The organism is Pseudomonas sp. B28(2017), from assembly GCF_002113025.1.
GTDB lineage: Bacteria > Pseudomonadota > Gammaproteobacteria > Pseudomonadales > Pseudomonadaceae > Aquipseudomonas.
Genome location: NZ_NEJH01000002.1, coordinates 448,505 through 465,520 on the forward strand (window position 1 = coordinate 448,505; position 17,016 = coordinate 465,520).

Sequence of the window (17,016 nt, forward strand, 5' to 3'; positions counted from 1 at the left end):
AAAGCAGATTTCTTCAGGAATGACGGACGTGACCGATCCAACCGATGAACCCGAGAGTGCGACGCAAATCCGACGCACGGCGCTGTACCTGACACTGGCGCAAGTTCCCGAGGGCAAAGTCGTCAGCTACGGTCAATTGGCCGAGCTTGCAGGACTGGGTCGCGCCGCCCGCTGGGTCGGCCGCACCCTCAGCCAATTACCGAGCGACAGCAAGTTGCCCTGGCATCGCGTTCTGGGCGCAAACGGACGTATCAGCCTGCCGGTCGGCAGCCCTTCGGGGGATGAACAGCGCGCACGATTACGCATGGAGGGCATCAGTGTCCTGAATAATCGTGTTGATATTCAGCGCCATGGCTGGCGTCCAGTAGAGCACAGCGGTTAGAGTGCGCGCTTTGTTTCCGTATTTCTTGAGGCAGACTCCAGCCCATGCCCCGTAAAACCTGGCGCGCCGCGCTCGCCGCTTATGCCAGCCCCTCGACACTCGTGCTGTTGCTGCTTGGTTTCGCCGCCGGCCTGCCTTACATGCTGGTGTTTTCGACGCTTTCGGTCTGGCTGCGTGAAGCCGGCGTGGCTCGCGAAACCATTGGCTATGCAAGCCTGATCGGCCTGGCATATGCCTTCAAATGGGTCTGGTCACCGCTGCTCGACCAATGGCGACTGCCATTGCTCGGCAAACTCGGTCGACGACGATCCTGGCTCGTATTATCCCAGGCATTGGTCATCCTTGGCCTGATCGGGATGGGTTTCTGCGACCCGCAAAAGCATCTCTCCTGGCTCATCGCTATTGCGGTGGTCGTCGCCTTCGCCTCGGCGACGCAAGATATTGCGGTAGACGCCTATCGCCTGGAAATCGCCGAAGACAATCGTCAGGCCGCCCTGGCCGCCAGCTACATGTCCGGTTACCGGGTCGCTGCGCTGCTGGCGACTGCAGGCGCTCTGTACTTCGCCGAAGGCTTTGGCTCCACCGGCTTCAACTACAAGCATTCGGCCTGGGCTGGCACTTACATCCTGTTCGGGCTGCTGATGGTCCCGGCACTGCTGACTTCACTGTTCATGCGCGAACCACCCGTGCCGTTACGCACGCAACTGCAGGCCGGGCGCTACAGTTTCGTGCATCAACTGGCCTCGGTATTCGTGCTGATCATATTGCTGGTGTCCGTGCCGGCCATGTTCACCCAGCTCTACAACACCGACTTTGCCAGTGTGCTGTTCGAAGGCGTGAGCCTGCTCGACCTGCTGCTCGAAGACCGCGCATTCCTGCGCGCCATCCTCTATATCACGCTCACTGCCCTGTGCCTTTCGGCCATGGGCCGACGCGGCCTGGCGCCGGTACTGACGCCGGTCAACGACTTCATCCTGCGATACCGCTGGCAAGCGCTGCTGCTGCTCGGCTTGATCGCCACCTATCGGATGTCCGATACGGTCATGGGGGTGATGGCCAACGTGTTCTATATCGACCAGGGCTTCACCAAGGACCAGATCGCCAGCGTCAGCAAGATCTTCGGCCTGATCATGACCCTGGTCGGCGCCGGCATGGGCGGCCTGCTGATCGTGCGTTTCGGCATCCTGCCGATCCTGTTCATTGGCGGCGTCGCCTCCGCGGCGACCAACATCCTGTTCCTGATGCTCGCCGACATGGGCCCGAATCTGCAGATGCTGATCCTGACCATTTCCCTGGACAACTTCAGTTCAGGCCTGGCCACCTCAGCCTTCGTCGCCTACCTGTCGAGCCTGACCAACCTCAAGTTCTCCGCCACCCAGTACGCCCTGCTCAGCTCGATCATGCTGCTACTGCCACGCCTGATCGGCGGCTACTCCGGGGTCATGGTGGAAAAGTTCGGTTATCATGACTTCTTCCTGATTACCGCCCTGCTGGGCGTCCCGACCCTGCTGCTGATCGCCTTGCACTGGTTCCAGGAAAACCGCCGAGCAGGCCCGACACCTACACCGGAACCGGTGCAGACCCCAGTCGCCGAAGAATCGTAGGTTCTTTACCCAGGAAAAGTCGCGGAGGGCCGAGTGAATCGCGCCCTCCTGCCATGCCACCGACCGCACGCCTGTACGCCAGCGGAACTCGCCCGTACAATGCTCCGTCATTTCTCGTCATCAGCAATCGATAACGGCCAACCATGCGCACCAGTCAATTTTTGCTCGCCACACAAAAAGAAACGCCTTCCGACGCGGTCGTGATCAGCCACCAGCTGATGCTGCGCGCCGGCATGATCCGCAAACTCGCCTCGGGCCTGTACACCTGGCTGCCGATGGGCTTGCGGGTAATGCGCAAGGTCGAAGCCGTCGTTCGTGAAGAAATGAACGCCGCCGGCTCTCTCGAAGTGTTGATGCCGAGCACGCAACCGGCTGAGCTGTGGCAGGAATCCGGGCGCTGGGAAGAGTACGGCCCGGAATTGCTGCGTTTCAAGGATCGCCACGGTCGCGATTTCTGTGCCGGCCCGACCCACGAAGAAGTCATCACCGATCTGATGCGCAATGAGCTGAGCAGCTACAAGCAGCTGCCGATCAACCTGTACCAGATCCAGACCAAATTCCGTGACGAAATCCGCCCGCGCTTCGGCTTGATGCGCGGCCGCGAATTCATCATGAAGGACGCCTACTCGTTCCACGCCGACCAGGCTTCGCTGCAGGTCACCTACGACCGCATGCACCAGGCCTACTGCAACGTGTTCACCCGTCTGGGCCTGAAGTTCCGCCCTGTTGAAGCCGACAACGGCTCCATCGGCGGTGCCGGTTCCCACGAGTTCCACGTGCTGGCCGAGTCCGGTGAAGACGACATCGTTTTCAGCAACGGCTCCGACTACGCCGCGAACATCGAGAAAGCCGAAGCCGTGCCACGGGAAACCTCGCGCGCCGCTCCGACTGAAGAACTGCGCCTGGTCGACACGCCGAACGCCAAGACCATTGCGCAACTGGTCGAAGGCTTCAACCTGCCGATCGAGAAAACCATCAAGACCCTCGTGGTGCACGCTGAAGAAAAAGGCAAGCTGATTGCCCTGATCATCCGTGGCGACCATGAGCTGAACGAAATCAAGGCGGCCAACCAGCCAGGCGTTGCCAGCCCTCTGGTCATGGCCTCGGAAAGCGAACTGCGCGACGCCATTGGCGCGGGCGCCGGTTCTCTCGGCCCGCTGAACCTGCCGCTGCCGATCATCATCGACCGCTCTGTCGAACTGATGAGCGACTTCGGCATCGGTGCCAACATCGACGACAAACACTACTTCGGCGTGAACTGGGAGCGCGACCTGCCTGTTCCAACCGTTGCCGACCTGCGTAACGTCGTGGCCGGCGACCCGAGCCCGGACGGCAAAGGCATCCTGGAAATCAAGCGCGGCATCGAAGTCGGGCACATCTTCCAGCTGGGCAACAAGTACAGCAAAGCGATGAAGTGCGAAGTGCTGGGCGAGAACGGCAAGCCGGTCACCCTGGAAATGGGCTGCTACGGCATCGGCGTGTCCCGCGTGGTGGCTGCAGCCATCGAGCAGAACAACGACGAAAACGGGATCATCTGGAGCGACACTCTCGCACCGTTCCAGATTGCCCTGGTGCCGTTGCGCTACGAAACCGAGCAGGTTCGCGAAGCCACCGACAAGCTGTACGCGGAACTGACCGCTGCCGGCTTCGAAGTGTTGCTGGACGACCGTGACAAGAAAACCAGCCCGGGCATCAAGTTCGCGGACATGGAGCTGATCGGCATCCCACACCGGATCGTGGTCAGCGACCGCGGCCTGGCCGAAGGCAACCTGGAATACAAGAGCCGTACCGAGGCCGACGCACAAGCGCTGCCGGTCGCCGACGTGCTGTCCTTCCTTCAGGCCCGCATCCGCCGCTGATACCAGATATAGAGGCGTCATGTTCAAGCGAAACACCTTAGGCCTCGGTGGTGCCGCCTTGTGCGGCACCCTGCTGGTCAGCGGCTGTGCCAACCACATGTCACAACGCAGCGAGCAAGAGGAACGTGTCGAGCGCAAATTGCTCGATCACAGCCTGCAGATCGATGTCGGTGAGCCCAAGGTGCTTGAGCTGCCGCAACGGCGGGTGAAAATTCACGAACAGAAGACTTTCGAAGTCACCGAGTACGAAGTCACGCGTCACTACGACCGCTATACGCCGTACCAACCCTGGCGGGAGATTTATGAAATCCCGCTGGGCGCGGTAGCCGTGGTGGCGGGTATCGGTGCCAACGTGGTCAATGTGTTCACCCTCGGCAATCTGCCGGACAGCGTGACCAAGGATTGGCTGAGCTACGGTTTTGCCGGGCTCAACCCGTTCATGAACGTGCAGTCCCACGGCCGCGCGCAGCAAAACCTCGCCGGCATTGGTGAAGTCCAGCGCGACAAACGCACGGAGTACTCAAGCCTGCCCTGGAGCGAGCGTCCGGTCGAGGTCAAGGCCGGCAAGGAAACCTTCGAGCTGACCACCGACAAAAACGGTGTGCTACGCCTGAACCTGTTGGACAGCCCGTTCGCCGAAAATGACATCAACCATCTGAGCCGGTTGCTGATCCGTGTCGAGGATGCCCAGGGCAACGTGCACAGCGATTCCACCCTGGCCATCAGCAGCAACTTGCGCAGCAAACTCTATGAGGCCCACAGCCTGATTTACGACGACCTCGAAGGCGATGAGGTGAGCCAGTGGGTACACCGGGTCAAGCGTCTGTCGGAACTGGGTCTTGAAGAAGAAGCCAGCGAGCTGGAGCAGAGCCTGATCGAACTGACGCGCAATGATCCCGAATTGCAGAGCGAATTCCTCAAGTCGCTGGCCCGCAATGGCGAACGATTGGTGGCGAATCCGGGGCTGAACTAAAAAGCCAAAAGCATCGTCGGAACGCTACCCGGAGCCGGCTCCGGGCGGCGATCCGACGAAGGCACCCTCATGTTCACCACCCGACTACCGCTCAAACAACTCCATCTGCTCGAACCCGCCCCGCAAGTCCTCCAGTCGTACGCCGACGCCTAACAACCGCACCGGTTTACCGCCGCGATTGAAGGCTTGGGTCAACATCAACTGATAACTTCCCAGATCCCGCCCCGCCCCGGCCTGCTCCAGTGTCGTCTGGGTGAAGTCGTGGAACTTCACTTTGACGAATGGCTTGCCCGGACGATAACTGCTGTCTATTCGTGCCATGCGGCCGGCCAGGGTCTCCAGCAGCTCGGGCAACTTGTCCAGGCAACTCTTCAGGTCCGGCAGGTCAACGTCGTAGGTGTTTTCAACACTGATCGACTGACGGCGACTGTCGTTATGCACCACGCGGTCATCGATCCCACGGGACAGGCTCCAGAGGCGCTCGCCAAAGCTGCCGAACTCCCGCACCAGCGCCAACTTGTCCCACTCGCGCAATTGCCGGCAATCGGAGATACCCAGCTTGCCGAGCTTGTCGGCGGTGACTTTGCCGACCCCGTGCAATTTGCTCACCGGCAAGCCACTGACAAAGTCCTCGACCTGGTCCGGAGTAATGACGAACAGGCCGTTGGGCTTTTTCCAGTCACTGGCGATCTTGGCCAGAAACTTGTTCGGCGCCACACCCGCCGACACGGTGATATGCAATTGGTTGGAGACCCGGCGCCGGATGTCCTGGGCGATTCGTGTCGCACTGCCCGCGAAATGCGCGCTGTCCGACACATCGAGGTACGCCTCATCGAGCGAGAGCGGCTCGATGATCTCGGTGTAATCGCGAAAGATCGTGTGAATTTCCCTGGACGCTTCTCTATAGGCATCCATGCGTGGTTTGACGATGATCAGGTCCGGGCACAGTTTCAAGGCATGCCCGGAAGACATTGCCGAACGCACCCCGTACGCTCGCGCCTCATAATTGCAGGTGGCGATAACCCCGCGCCGATCCGCCGACCCACCCACCGCCAATGGCTTGCCGGCCAGACGCGGGTCGTCACGCATCTCAATGGCGGCGTAGAAACAGTCGCAATCGACGTGGATGATCTTTCGCTGAGTCATGGCAAAGCAGTGTTCATGGCAAGGAGGCGTCTTGGTATGCCGGATTTGTAGTATCTCACCGACACCTGTATATAGCACCAGTAGTCTGAATGTTCTTTTCGACTCGTGGGAAATGTCGTTGGTAAATTTATTTTTTCAATCAGAAAAACACTCGCGATAGAGCCGCAGGCCTTGCCCCGCCTGCCTCACAGCCTGACAACCCCGCCCTTGCGCAAGCTAACCGATTGAAGCGGAACAGGTTTTATCGAAATTGAAGGTTGACACCACGACGGATCTCTATAGAATGCCGCCACACAGACGCGGGATGGAGCAGCCTGGTAGCTCGTCGGGCTCATAACCCGAAGGTCGTCGGTTCAAATCCGGCTCCCGCAACCAAACACCAAAAAAGGCTACTCGAAAGAGTGGCCTTTTTTGTGCGCGCTTGTTTTGCAGCACCGGGCACCAAACCAGCCACCCTAGTGAATCGAGCAGAAAACAGAAAGCGTTCTGATTCCGAAACTTAGGCCAAGGCTGCGACCGTTTGCCGCGATTCAACGTTTATTTGACCTGCTTCAGGATTAACGGTTGACACCTCGGCATTACTCTATAGAATGCCGCCACACAGACGCGGGATGGAGCAGTCTGGTAGCTCGTCGGGCTCATAACCCGAAGGTCGTCGGTTCAAATCCGGCTCCCGCAACCAAACATCAAAAAAGGCTACTCGAAAGAGTGGCCTTTTTTGTATCTGTTGAAAAAGTCCTTTCGCAACAATGATCTGTCACTGTGTAGCAAGCCGTTTGGGGTCACCCATGCGCCGGGTTCAGACTATGCTCTATTGCAGGCTGAAGCCTTCACGACTGATGTCGCGCCGTCCCCCGGTGATAGGCGTTAATATTTGTGATTATTTTTTTCTACAGGGATTGGTAACTTGGCTGGATACCCCCATCCTGTCGCGCACAATCCAAGAGGTGATTGATGCGCGCCAACTCGTCTGATTCACAAGACACTGTCACAGCGACACAACCGATCAAGGCCGAGCGTCTGCGCCTGCTTGATCTGTTGAGCAAGTACCGTCAACCCATTGGTCTGGCGGTCACCCTGCTGTTGTTCGCGATCGCGCTGATTGCCTGTCGCCACCTGTTGAGCGAACTCGACCTTTACGCGCTGCACGATTCAATCCTCGAAGTTCCGCAACCTGCCTTGATGGGGGCCCTCGCCGCAACTGTAGTGGGTTTCATCATTCTGCTCGGCTATGAATGGTCTGCCAGCCGCTATGCCGGCGTGAGCCTGGCACCACGCACACTGGCACTGGGCGGTTTCACGGCCTTTGCCATCGGCAATGCCATCGGTCTTTCAATGTTGTCGGGCGGTTCGGTTCGCTATCGCCTCTATGCCCGTCATGGTGTGGGAGCGGCTGAAGTCGCCCGCATGACACTGTTCGCCAGCCTCTCGCTGGGTTGCGCCCTGCCGCCGCTGGCCGCCCTGGCGACGCTCAGCGACCTGCCGGCCGCGTCCACCGCCCTGGGACTCTCCGAGACGTTGCTGGGCGTGGTGGCAACCGCCGTGCTCGTGCTGTTTTCGGTGCTGGCCTTCGGCATCTACCGTCGTCGGCTACCGGAACAACCTTACCCGGACAACCTGCTGGTCAAGGTCGGGCGCCGCACCTTGCGCTTGCCCGGGAGCCGCCTGACGCTCCTGCAATTGGTCATCACCGCCCTGGACGTAGCCGCCGCCGCGACCGTGCTCTATCTGTTGCTGCCGGAAACGCCGCCCTTCGGTGCGTTCCTTCTGGTTTACCTGCTGGCTCTGGCCGCCGGCGTGCTCAGCCATGTGCCGGGTGGCGTCGGGGTGTTCGAGGCGATCTTGCTGGCGGCGTTTTCCGACACCCTGGGTGCCGCACCACTGGCGGCCGCCCTGCTGCTTTATCGCTTGATCTACGTGCTCCTGCCCTTGCTGGTGGCCTGCCTGCTGTTGCTGATCAACGAAGGTCAGCGCCTGTTCCAGACACGCCAGACATTGCGCGCGGCCTCAGGCCTGGCGGCTCCGATTCTGGCGGTGCTGGTATTTCTGTCCGGTGTTGTCCTGCTGTTCTCCGGGGCCACCCCGGAAATCGATACCCGCCTGGAACACATCGGTTTTCTGATCCCCCATCGACTGGTCGACGCTTCGCACTTTGGCGCCAGCCTGGTCGGCGTTCTTTGTCTGTTGCTGGCCCAAGGGCTGCGTCGCCGGCTGTCGGCTGCGTGGATGTTGACCACCATTCTGTTGCTGGTCGGTGCCCTGCTCTCACTGCTCAAAGGCTTCGACTGGGAGGAAGCCAGCCTGATGGTGCTGACGGCGAGCCTGCTCGGGGTATTCCGCCGCTCGTTCTATCGCCCCAGCCGCTTGACCGAAGTCCCGTTCTCGCCGCTGTACCTGGTGGCCAGCCTGTGCGTGCTTGGTGCGTCGATCTGGTTGCTGTTGTTCGCCTACCAGGACGTTCCGTACAGCCACCAACTCTGGTGGCAGTTCACTCTGGACGCCGATGCCCCTCGAGGCCTGCGCTCGCTGCTCGGGGCTGCCGTGCTGCTGGTAGTGGTGTCGCTGACCTGGCTGCTGCGCACCGCGCGTCCGGTCATTCACCTGCCGACGGCCGACGAACTGGAGCGCGCCAGCAAGATCCTCATGGCATCGGCCCAACCGGATGGTGGCCTGGCCCTGACCGGTGACAAGGCGCTGCTGTTCCACCCCAATGACGAAGCGTTCCTGATGTACGCTCGCCGTGGCCGCAGCCTGGTGGCGTTGTATGACCCGATCGGCCCGGGCCAGCAACGGGCGGAAATGATCTGGCAGTTCCGCGACCTGTGCGATATCCACCACGCCCGCCCCGTGTTCTATCAGGTGCGCGCGGAGAACCTGCCGTATTACATGGACATCGGCCTGACCGCGATCAAGCTCGGCGAAGAAGCCCGGGTCGATCTCAAGCGGTTTGATCTCGAAGCCAAGGGCAAGGAGATGAAAGACCTGCGTTATACCTGGAACCGCGGCACCCGTGACGGTCTGTCGCTGGAAATCTTTGAACCGGGCCACGCGCCGATGGACGAGCTCAAGGTGATTTCCGACGCCTGGCTGACCGGCAAGAACGTCCGGGAGAAAGGTTTTTCGCTGGGGCGCTTCAGTGATGACTACCTCAAGTATTTCCGCATCGCGGTGATTCGTTTCGAAGGACGCCCGGTAGCGTTCGCCAACTTGCTCGAGACCTACGGCCACGACCTGGCCAGCCTCGACCTGATGCGCGCGCATCCGGACGCCCCGAAGCTGACCATGGAGTTCATGATGGTCGGCCTGATCCAGCATTATAAAAATCATGGATACGCGCGTTTCAGCCTGGGCATGGTGCCGTTGTCGGGGTTGCAACCCCGTCGCGGCGCACCCTTGACCCAGCGCCTGGGCTCGATGGTATTCCGCCGTGGTGAGCAGCTGTACAACTTCCAGGGCTTGCGCCGCTTCAAAGACAAGTTCCAGCCTGATTGGGAACCCCGTTATATGGCCGTGCCCGCCGGACTCGATCCGCTGGTTGCGCTGGCCGACACTGCTGCCCTGATCGCGGGCGGCTTGACCGGATTGGTGAAACGCTGATGATTCAACGCTCCTTGCGGTATGTATTGGGCACACTGGTAATAGTGGCCCTGATTCTCGGTGGAGGTTACTGGTACCTGAAACGCCCGGCACCGGAACCGACCCTCGAAATGCTGAACCCGGCCGATGGTGCGGCGATGACCCGTGTCATCCCCGGCACTACGCCTCGCGCCCAGGTGCTGGTGGCGGTCAACGAAGACCAGAAACTCAGCGACAAGCAATTGCTGACCCTGAGCCGCAGTGGCTCGGCGCAAATTGTCCAGGTGATCCTGCCCAAGGACTGCCTGCTGCAAAGCCGGGCCCTGCAATCGGGCCTGAGAGAACTCAAAGGCCCGGCGACCCTGGTCAGCGGCATCGGCCCGGGTGCCGTGCTGGCCTGGCGCTGGTTGTCCGAGCAGAAGAATGACAAGGCCCAGGCCGTCTCGGTCGACCTGGCCCTGGAAAAAGGCGGCTGCACCCACCTGCTGCCGAAAAGCGCTGCCCACGGCCATTGGCTGGTCGCGTGGAACGACAACCCGGACGACACCAGTGCAGGTTTTGTGCGTGATCAACCGAACGCCGAAACCAGCATCAGCGACTACGACATCAACCTGCCGCAAGTGCTGAACAACGAACTGCGTAAAATCCTCGTCGGTGGCGACAAAGCCGCTGGCGGCCTGCAGATCCCGGTGGTCGAAGTGCCAGCCGGTCAGGCCAGGGACACCGTGACCCTGTTCCTGTCCGGTGACGGCGGCTGGCGCGACCTCGACCGTGATGTGGCGGGCGAGATGGCCAAGATCGGCTACCCGGTGGTCGGCATCGATACCCTGCGCTACTACTGGCAGCACAAGAGCCCGGAGCAAAGCGCGCTGGACCTGGCTGAACTGATGCAACACTACCGGCAAAAATGGGGCACCAAGCGCTTCATCCTGACCGGTTACTCGTTCGGCGCCGATGTCCTGCCGGCGATCTACAACCGCCTGGCCGAGTCCGAGCAGCAACGCGTCGACGCGATCATCCTGCTGGCCTTCGCCCGTACCGGCAGCTTCGAGATCGAAGTCGAAGGCTGGCTCGGCAACGCCGGTAAAGAAGCCGCCACCGGCCCGGAAATGGCCAAGCTGCCAGCCGCCAAAGTGGTGTGCATCTACGGTGAAGAAGAAACCGACGAGAGCGGCTGCACCGACAAGACGGCGGTGGGCGAAGCCATCAAGCTGCCAGGCGGCCACCACTTCGACGAGAACTACCCGGCCCTGGCCAAGCGCCTGGTGGATGTGATCGAGAAGCGTCAGCCTAAGGAAACGGCTGCTACAGAGTGATCTGAGCCAGCCGAAAAAAAGCCCCCGTCACCAAACTGGCAACGGGGGCTTTTTGTGGATTGCTTACATCTCCACTTGAGTACCCAACTCAATCACCCGGTTCAGCGGCAGATTGAAGAAACGCAGGTTGCCATTGGCGTTCTGCAACATGAACGCAAACAGCGCCTCGCGCCAGCGCGACATGCCTTCGAGCTTGGAGGCGATGACCGTCTCGCGGCTGAGGAAGTACGTGGTGCGCATCGGGCTGAAATTCAGTTCATCGAGATGACACAACTTCAACGCCTGCGGCACGTCCGGCTCATCGATGAAGCCGAAATGCAGGATCACCCGGAAGAAACCTTCGCCATAGGCATCGACCTCGAACCGTCGTGATGGCGGCACCCGCGGGATGTCTTCGTACACCACTGTCAGCAGCACCACTTGCTCGTGCAGTACCTGGTTATGCAGCAGGTTGTGCAACAACGCGTGGGGCACGGCATCCGGCCGTGCCGTCAGGAACACGGCGGTGCCCTGAACACGATGGGGTGGTTGCACGGCGATGCTGCTGATGAAGATCGGTAGCGGCAATCCACCCTCATCGATGCGCTCGACCAGCAACTGCTTGCCGCGTTTCCATGTGGTCATCAGCACAAACAAGGCGAAACCGGCGATTACCGGGAATGCACCGCCCTGAATGATTTTCGGCACGTTGGCGGCGAAGTACACACCATCTACCAACAGGAAACCCAACAGGATCGGAACCACAAGCACCGGTGGCCATTTCCACAGCAGCAGGATCACCGCGGACACCAGAATGCTGGTCATCAGCATCGTCCCGGTCACCGCCACACCATAGGCCGAAGCGAGGGCTCCGGAGGATTCGAAACCCAACACCAACAGCACCACACCGACCATCAGCGCCCAGTTCACCGCGGCGATGTAGATCTGCCCCTGTTCGGCGCTGGAGGTGTGCCGGATGTGCATGCGCGGAATATAACCGAGCTGGATCGCCTGACGGGTCAGGGAGAACGCACCGGAAATCACCGCTTGCGAGGCAATCACCGTGGCCAGGGTCGACAGACCGACCAGCGGGATCAATGCCCAGCTCGGTGCCAGCAGGAAGAACGGGTTACGGGCAGCTTCCGGGTCCCCCAGCAGCAAGGCGCCCTGACCAAAATAATTCAGCACCAGCGCTGGCAGCACCAGGAGAAACCAGGCACGAGCGATCGGCTTGCGACCGAAGTGCCCCATGTCCGCGTACAGCGCTTCGGCACCGGTCAGCGCGAGCACCACGGCGCCGAGAATCGCCACGCCCATGCCCGGATGAACCACGAAGAAACGCACACCCCATACCGGGTTTATCGCTCCCAGGACTTCTGGATGCTGGCTGATGCCGTAGACACCCAGTGCGCCCAGCACGAGGAACCAGGTGACCATGATTGGCCCGAACAGAATGCCGATGCGCGCGGTACCATGGCTCTGAATCAAAAACAGCGCGACCAGCACTACCAGTGATATCGGCACGACCCAATGATCGATGCCCTCGAATGCCAGGCCCAGGCCTTCAATCGCCGACAGCACGGAGATCGCCGGGGTAATCATGCTGTCGCCATAGAACAACGCCGCGCCAATCAGTCCGCAGACCACCAGCAACGTGCGCAATCTGGCATGCCCTGCCGCCGCCCGCCGGGCCAGTGCGGTCAAGGCCATGATCCCGCCTTCGCTCTGGTTGTCCGCGCGCAGTACAAACATCATGTATTTGATCGACACGACCCAGATCAGCGACCAGAAAACGAGTGCCAGAATCCCCAGCACCCCGTCATGGTTGACCGGCACGCCATAGCCTCCGGAAAACACTTCTTTAAGGGTGTACAACGGACTGGTGCCGATATCGCCATAAACCACCCCGACTGCCGCGACCAGCATACCGATCGGCTTCACCGCCGTATGCTCGGCGCCCGCAGCCTGACTACTTGCCTGACCCATCCACCACTCCTACTACCCAGACCCGGGCTTCTTTGAAAGAAGCACTATGCTTTGTCGTGCAGCATGCGCTGTTTTACTTCTCGTTACAGACGTTTTGTTGACTGTAAAAAACAGTAAAGCGTAACGGCGCGAAGCATAGCGCAGCACTCGTCGTATTTCCCTGCATAAAGCTGGTCAAGTGCGCTTACCATCGCTAGAATTGCGCACTTTTTGATCAGAGGCGCCAAATAAGCGCCCGTCCGTCGTCTTGCCGCACTCGGCACGAGGCGTCACAAAATACCGAGGTTAGACATGTCCACCACTCCTGCGTCGGCCAATCCAAAGGTTGGCTTCGTATCCCTGGGCTGCCCCAAAGCACTGGTCGACTCCGAGCGCATCCTTACCCAGCTGCGCATGGAAGGCTATGACGTCGTGTCCACCTACCAGGACGCCGATGTCGTGGTGGTCAACACCTGCGGCTTCATCGATTCGGCCAAGGCCGAGTCCCTGGAAGTGATCGGCGAAGCCATCAAGGAAAACGGCAAGGTCATCGTGACCGGCTGCATGGGCGTCGAAGAAGGCAACATCCGCGACGTACACCCGAGCGTTCTGGCCGTGACCGGTCCACAGCAGTACGAGCAAGTGGTCAACGCCGTGCACGAAGTCGTACCGCCGAAGCAGGATCACAACCCGCTGATCGACCTGGTGCCGCCACAAGGCATCAAACTGACTCCGCGCCACTACGCCTACCTGAAGATTTCCGAAGGCTGCAACCACAGCTGCAGCTTCTGCATCATCCCGTCGATGCGCGGCAAACTGGTCAGCCGCCCGGTCGGCGATGTGCTCGACGAGGCCCAGCGCCTGGTCAAGTCCGGGGTCAAAGAGCTGTTGGTGATCTCCCAGGACACCAGCGCCTACGGCGTCGACGTGAAATACCGCACCGGTTTCTGGAATGGCGCGCCGGTGAAAACCCGCATGACCGAACTCTGTGAAGCCCTGAGCACCCTCGGCGTCTGGGTTCGCCTGCACTACGTTTATCCGTACCCGCACGTCGACGAGCTGATCCCGCTGATGGCCGCCGGAAAAATCCTGCCGTACCTGGACATCCCGTTCCAGCACGCCAGCCCGAAAGTCCTCAAAGCCATGAAACGCCCAGCCTTCGAAGACAAGACCCTGGCGCGGATCAAGAGCTGGCGCGAAATCTGCCCGGACCTGATCATCCGTTCGACCTTCATCGTCGGCTTCCCTGGCGAAACCGAAGAAGACTTCCAGTACCTGCTGAACTGGCTGACCGAAGCGCAGCTCGACCGCGTCGGCTGCTTCCAGTACTCGCCGGTAGAGGGTGCACCGGCCAATGACCTGGACCTGGAAGTCGTCCCGGACGACGTCAAGCAGGACCGCTGGGAGCGCTTCATGGCGCACCAGCAGGCCATCAGCTCGGCGCGCCTGCAAATGCGCATCGGCCGCGAGATCGAAGTGCTGGTCGATGAAGTCGACGAGCAAGGCGCGGTGGGCCGCTGCTTCTTCGATGCCCCGGAAATCGACGGCAACGTATTCATCGACAACGGCAGCAACCTCAAGCCGGGCGACAAGGTCTGGTGCAAAGTGACCGACGCCGACGAATACGACCTGTGGGCTGAACAGATCTAAACGCAAAAAATACGCAAAGCCCCGCTCTCTTGACGAGATGCGGGGCTTTTTTACGGCTATCGTTTGAGATTGAACGGATTCACATCACTCACGCATCAGAGGCAGACAGGCATGCGTCAGCATTCGGTCATCCACACGCCGAAATTCAGCGACTACGAAGAATTGACCCGGGTCTGGGAGGCCTCGGTACGCGCCACCCACGACTTTCTGCCTGACAGCTACATCGAGCTGCTGAAAAACCTGGTGCTGACCCGTTACCTCGATGCGGTGATGTTGATCTGTACCAAGGATTCAAGCCAACGCATCACCGGGTTCGCCGGCGTCGCGGCTGGCAAGATCGAAATGCTCTTCATCGACCCTGAACATCGCGGCCAGGGCCTGGGCAAGAAACTGTTGCGCTATGCCCTGGAACACCTGAACGCCGACGAACTGGACGTCAACGAACAGAACCCGCAAGCCCTCGGCTTCTACTTCAAGCAGGGTTTCGAGGTCATCGGTCGCTCGGAGGTCGATGGCATGGGGCAGCCGTATCCGTTGCTGCATATGCGTTTGCGCCAAAACCAGAAGTTTTCACAACACGGCTGACACACTACAGATCAACTGTGGGAGCGAGCCTGCTCGCGAAGGCGGAGTGTCAGGCGCCATCAATGCTCGCTGGCCCACCGCTTTCGCGAGCAGGCTCGCTCCCACAAAAAGCCCCCTGCGGCAAAATGGTTCCGGGATTAACCGGCGCCAGGCAGGTACAATGCCCACCCCCTTTTTGTTACGGCCCTGACATGACTGACCCGATTCGTCTCTCCAAACGCCTCATCGAACTCGTCGGCTGTTCCCGTCGGGAGGCTGAGCTGTTCATCGAGGGCGGCTGGGTCACCGTCGACGGTGCGGTCATCGACGAGCCGCAATTCAAGGTCGGCACCCAGAAAGTCGAGCTTGATCCGCAAGCCAAGGCCACTGCGCCGGAACCGGTGACCCTGCTGCTCAATGTGCCCGCGGGCATGGACGCAGACACCGCCATGGCCACCCTCAGTGCCGAGACCCTGAGCGAAGAACACCGCTACGGCAAGCGCCCGTTGCGCGGGCACTTCCTGCGACTGACCGCCAACACCGATCTGCAGGCCAACGCCAGCGGTCTGCTGGTGTTCACCCAGGACTGGAAAATCCTGCGCAAACTCACCGCCGACTCCAGCAAGATCGAGCAGGAGTATGTGGTCGAGGTTGAAGGCGAGATGGTGGCTCATGGCCTCAACCGCCTGAATCACGGCCTGACCTACAAGGGCAAGGAGTTGCCGGCGGTCAAGGCCAGCTGGCAGAACGAAAACCGCCTGCGCTTTGCCATGAAGAACCCGCAACCGGGCATCATCGCCCAGCTGTGCCAGGCCGTCGGCCTGAAAGTCGTCGCCATCCGCCGCATCCGTATCGGCGGCGTGTCCATCGGCAAAGTGCCGGTGGGGCAATGGCGCTACTTGTCCGGCAAAGAGAAGTTCTAAGGCTTCCCGCGCCGCCACACCTTTCGGCGCTGCTGTTTTCGGCGGCGCCCATAGCTGAATTATCAGGACTGCACACATGATTCATAACGACGTACTGCGCAGCGTGCGCTACATGCTCGACATCAGCGACAGGAAAGTCATCGAGATCATCAAGCTCGGCGGCCTGGACGTGGCCCTGCCAGACCTGGTGACCTATCTCGACAAGAAAGAGGAAGACGAGGAAGGTTTCGTACGCTGCCCGGACGAAGTCATGGCACATTTCCTCGACGGCCTGGTGATCTTCAAACGCGGCAAGGACGAAAGCCGTCCGCCGCAGCCGATCGAAGTGCCCGTGACCAACAACATCATCCTGAAAAAGCTGCGGGTGGCGTTCGAGCTGAAAGAAGACGACATGCACGCGATCCTCAAGGCCGCCGAGTTCCCGGTGTCCAAGCCGGAGCTGAGCGCGCTGTTCCGCAAGTTCGGCCACACCAACTATCGCCCGTGCGGCGACCAGTTGCTGCGCAACTTCCTCAAGGGGCTGACCCTGCGAGTGCGCCCACAGTAAACCGTTTTGGACATTCTGGTGAACAATGCCGGCACCACGATCAAGGGCTGGGAAAAAGTCATGCAGCTCAACGTGACGTCGGTATTCAACTGCATCCAGCAATTCCTGCCCCTGCTGCGCAAGGCCGGCTCGGCGCAGAATCCCATGGCAGGGATTTCATCCTTCGGTGAACAGGCGTATGCCTACGGGCCGAGCAAGGCTGCGTTGCATCAACTGTCGAGGATTCTGGCGCGCGAACTGGTGAGCCAGCACATCAACGTCAATGTGATTGCACCGGGGCGCTTTCCGAGCAAGATGACCCAGCACATTGGCAATGATCCCGATGAAGCGTTGGGGCCGCGAGGAAGAGATGGCGGCGCTGGCGATCAGCCTGGCGAGCACTGCCGGGGCTTATATGACCGGGAATATCATTCCGCTGGATGGTGGGTCAGCCTGTAGGTCCGCGGTGCGGCTTTCGCGAGCAGGCTCACTCCCACAGGATTTGAGTACGCCACAAACCTGTGGGAGCGAGCCTGCTCGCGAAGAGGCCGGG

Annotated in this window: 12 protein-coding genes, 2 tRNA genes and 1 pseudogene; 13 read left to right on the forward strand and 2 right to left on the reverse strand. The window is 60.4% G+C overall.

Annotated features, from left to right (window positions below; translation table 11 throughout):
• The first annotated feature begins 19 nt into the window (after window positions 1-19).
• The 4 genes from CAF65_RS06795 (at window position 20) to CAF65_RS06810 (ending at window position 4,818) form a co-directional block, all read left to right on the forward strand.
• Window positions 20-382: an MGMT family protein gene (locus CAF65_RS06795; RefSeq protein ID WP_371918999.1), complete on the forward strand. Its 363-nt coding sequence runs from the start codon at window positions 20-22 to the stop codon at window positions 380-382.
• A gap of 44 nt (window positions 383-426) precedes the next feature.
• Window positions 427-1,986: an AmpG family muropeptide MFS transporter gene (locus CAF65_RS06800; RefSeq protein WP_085715613.1), complete on the forward strand. Its 1,560-nt coding sequence runs from the start codon at window positions 427-429 to the stop codon at window positions 1,984-1,986.
• Window positions 1,987-2,129: 143 nt separating this feature from the next.
• Window positions 2,130-3,845, forward strand: a complete 1,716-nt coding sequence (locus tag CAF65_RS06805; RefSeq protein ID WP_085715614.1) for a proline--tRNA ligase — start codon at window positions 2,130-2,132, stop codon at window positions 3,843-3,845.
• Window positions 3,846-3,864: 19 nt separating this feature from the next.
• Complete coding sequence (locus CAF65_RS06810) at window positions 3,865-4,818, forward strand: hypothetical protein (RefSeq protein ID WP_085715615.1); 954 nt, start codon at window positions 3,865-3,867, stop codon at window positions 4,816-4,818.
• 84 nt (window positions 4,819-4,902) lie between these two features.
• On the opposite strand, the gene dinB is transcribed toward CAF65_RS06810, so the two are convergent.
• Window positions 4,903-5,964 carry a DNA polymerase IV gene (gene dinB, locus CAF65_RS06815; RefSeq protein ID WP_085715616.1) on the reverse strand — a complete coding sequence of 354 codons (1,062 nt, stop codon included), beginning with the start codon at window positions 5,962-5,964 and terminating at the stop codon, window positions 4,903-4,905.
• 298 nt (window positions 5,965-6,262) lie between these two features.
• On the opposite strand from dinB, the gene CAF65_RS06820 reads away from it, so the two are divergent.
• The 4 genes from CAF65_RS06820 to CAF65_RS06835 all read left to right on the forward strand — a co-directional run bounded on the left by CAF65_RS06820 (window position 6,263) and on the right by CAF65_RS06835 (window position 10,856).
• Window positions 6,263-6,339 (forward strand) — tRNA-Met (locus CAF65_RS06820).
• A 230-nt stretch (window positions 6,340-6,569) separates the two neighbouring features.
• Window positions 6,570-6,646: transfer RNA gene (locus tag CAF65_RS06825), tRNA-Met, on the forward strand.
• 272 nt (window positions 6,647-6,918) lie between these two features.
• Window positions 6,919-9,561, forward strand: coding sequence for a bifunctional lysylphosphatidylglycerol flippase/synthetase MprF (mprF, locus tag CAF65_RS06830; RefSeq protein WP_085715617.1), 2,643 nt, complete (start codon window positions 6,919-6,921; stop codon window positions 9,559-9,561).
• Complete coding sequence (locus CAF65_RS06835; RefSeq protein ID WP_085715618.1) at window positions 9,561-10,856, forward strand: virulence factor family protein; 1,296 nt, start codon at window positions 9,561-9,563, stop codon at window positions 10,854-10,856. The genes mprF and CAF65_RS06835 overlap by 1 nt, the downstream gene beginning before the upstream one ends.
• A 63-nt stretch (window positions 10,857-10,919) precedes the next feature.
• On the opposite strand, the gene CAF65_RS06840 is transcribed toward CAF65_RS06835, so the two are convergent.
• Window positions 10,920-12,821, reverse strand: coding sequence for a potassium transporter Kup (locus tag CAF65_RS06840; RefSeq protein ID WP_085715619.1), 1,902 nt, complete (start codon window positions 12,819-12,821; stop codon window positions 10,920-10,922).
• A gap of 291 nt (window positions 12,822-13,112) precedes the next feature.
• Between CAF65_RS06840 and rimO the strand changes: the two genes are divergently transcribed.
• From rimO to CAF65_RS06870, 5 genes and pseudogenes are all read left to right on the forward strand, one after another.
• Window positions 13,113-14,450, forward strand: coding sequence for a 30S ribosomal protein S12 methylthiotransferase RimO (gene rimO / locus CAF65_RS06850; RefSeq protein ID WP_085715620.1), 1,338 nt, complete (start codon window positions 13,113-13,115; stop codon window positions 14,448-14,450).
• 111 nt (window positions 14,451-14,561) lie between these two features.
• Window positions 14,562-15,035, forward strand: a complete 474-nt coding sequence (locus tag CAF65_RS06855) for a GNAT family N-acetyltransferase (RefSeq protein WP_085715621.1) — start codon at window positions 14,562-14,564, stop codon at window positions 15,033-15,035.
• A 191-nt stretch (window positions 15,036-15,226) separates the two neighbouring features.
• Window positions 15,227-15,937, forward strand: coding sequence for an rRNA pseudouridine synthase (locus CAF65_RS06860; protein ID WP_085715622.1), 711 nt, complete (start codon window positions 15,227-15,229; stop codon window positions 15,935-15,937).
• Between the two features lie 76 nt (window positions 15,938-16,013).
• Entirely contained in the window at window positions 16,014-16,484 is a 471-nt protein-coding gene (locus CAF65_RS06865; RefSeq protein WP_085715623.1) for a DUF1456 family protein, read from the forward strand.
• Window positions 16,485-16,490: 6 nt separating this feature from the next.
• Window positions 16,491-16,911, forward strand: a pseudogene (locus CAF65_RS06870) (SDR family oxidoreductase); the annotation flags it as partial.
• Between the last annotated feature and the right edge of the window lie 105 nt (window positions 16,912-17,016).

Excerpts from the sequence above, each read along its gene's own strand:
- CAF65_RS06840 (WP_085715619.1), bottom strand. The coding sequence starts at position 12,821 with ATGGGTCAGGCAAGTAGTCAGGCTGCGGGCGCCGAGCATACGGCGGTG.
- CAF65_RS06835 (WP_085715618.1), top strand. The coding sequence starts at position 9,561 with ATGATTCAACGCTCCTTGCGGTATGTATTGGGCACACTGGTAATAGTG.
- CAF65_RS06800 (WP_085715613.1), top strand. The coding sequence starts at position 427 with ATGCCCCGTAAAACCTGGCGCGCCGCGCTCGCCGCTTATGCCAGCCCC.
- CAF65_RS06855 (WP_085715621.1), top strand. The coding sequence starts at position 14,562 with ATGCGTCAGCATTCGGTCATCCACACGCCGAAATTCAGCGACTACGAA.
- rimO (WP_085715620.1), top strand. The coding sequence starts at position 13,113 with ATGTCCACCACTCCTGCGTCGGCCAATCCAAAGGTTGGCTTCGTATCC.
- CAF65_RS06860 (WP_085715622.1), top strand. The coding sequence starts at position 15,227 with ATGACTGACCCGATTCGTCTCTCCAAACGCCTCATCGAACTCGTCGGC.
- mprF (WP_085715617.1), top strand. The coding sequence starts at position 6,919 with ATGCGCGCCAACTCGTCTGATTCACAAGACACTGTCACAGCGACACAA.
- CAF65_RS06810 (WP_085715615.1), top strand. The coding sequence starts at position 3,865 with ATGTTCAAGCGAAACACCTTAGGCCTCGGTGGTGCCGCCTTGTGCGGC.
- CAF65_RS06805 (WP_085715614.1), top strand. The coding sequence starts at position 2,130 with ATGCGCACCAGTCAATTTTTGCTCGCCACACAAAAAGAAACGCCTTCC.
- dinB (WP_085715616.1), bottom strand. The coding sequence starts at position 5,964 with ATGACTCAGCGAAAGATCATCCACGTCGATTGCGACTGTTTCTACGCC.
- CAF65_RS06795 (WP_371918999.1), top strand. The coding sequence starts at position 20 with ATGACGGACGTGACCGATCCAACCGATGAACCCGAGAGTGCGACGCAA.
- CAF65_RS06865 (WP_085715623.1), top strand. The coding sequence starts at position 16,014 with ATGATTCATAACGACGTACTGCGCAGCGTGCGCTACATGCTCGACATC.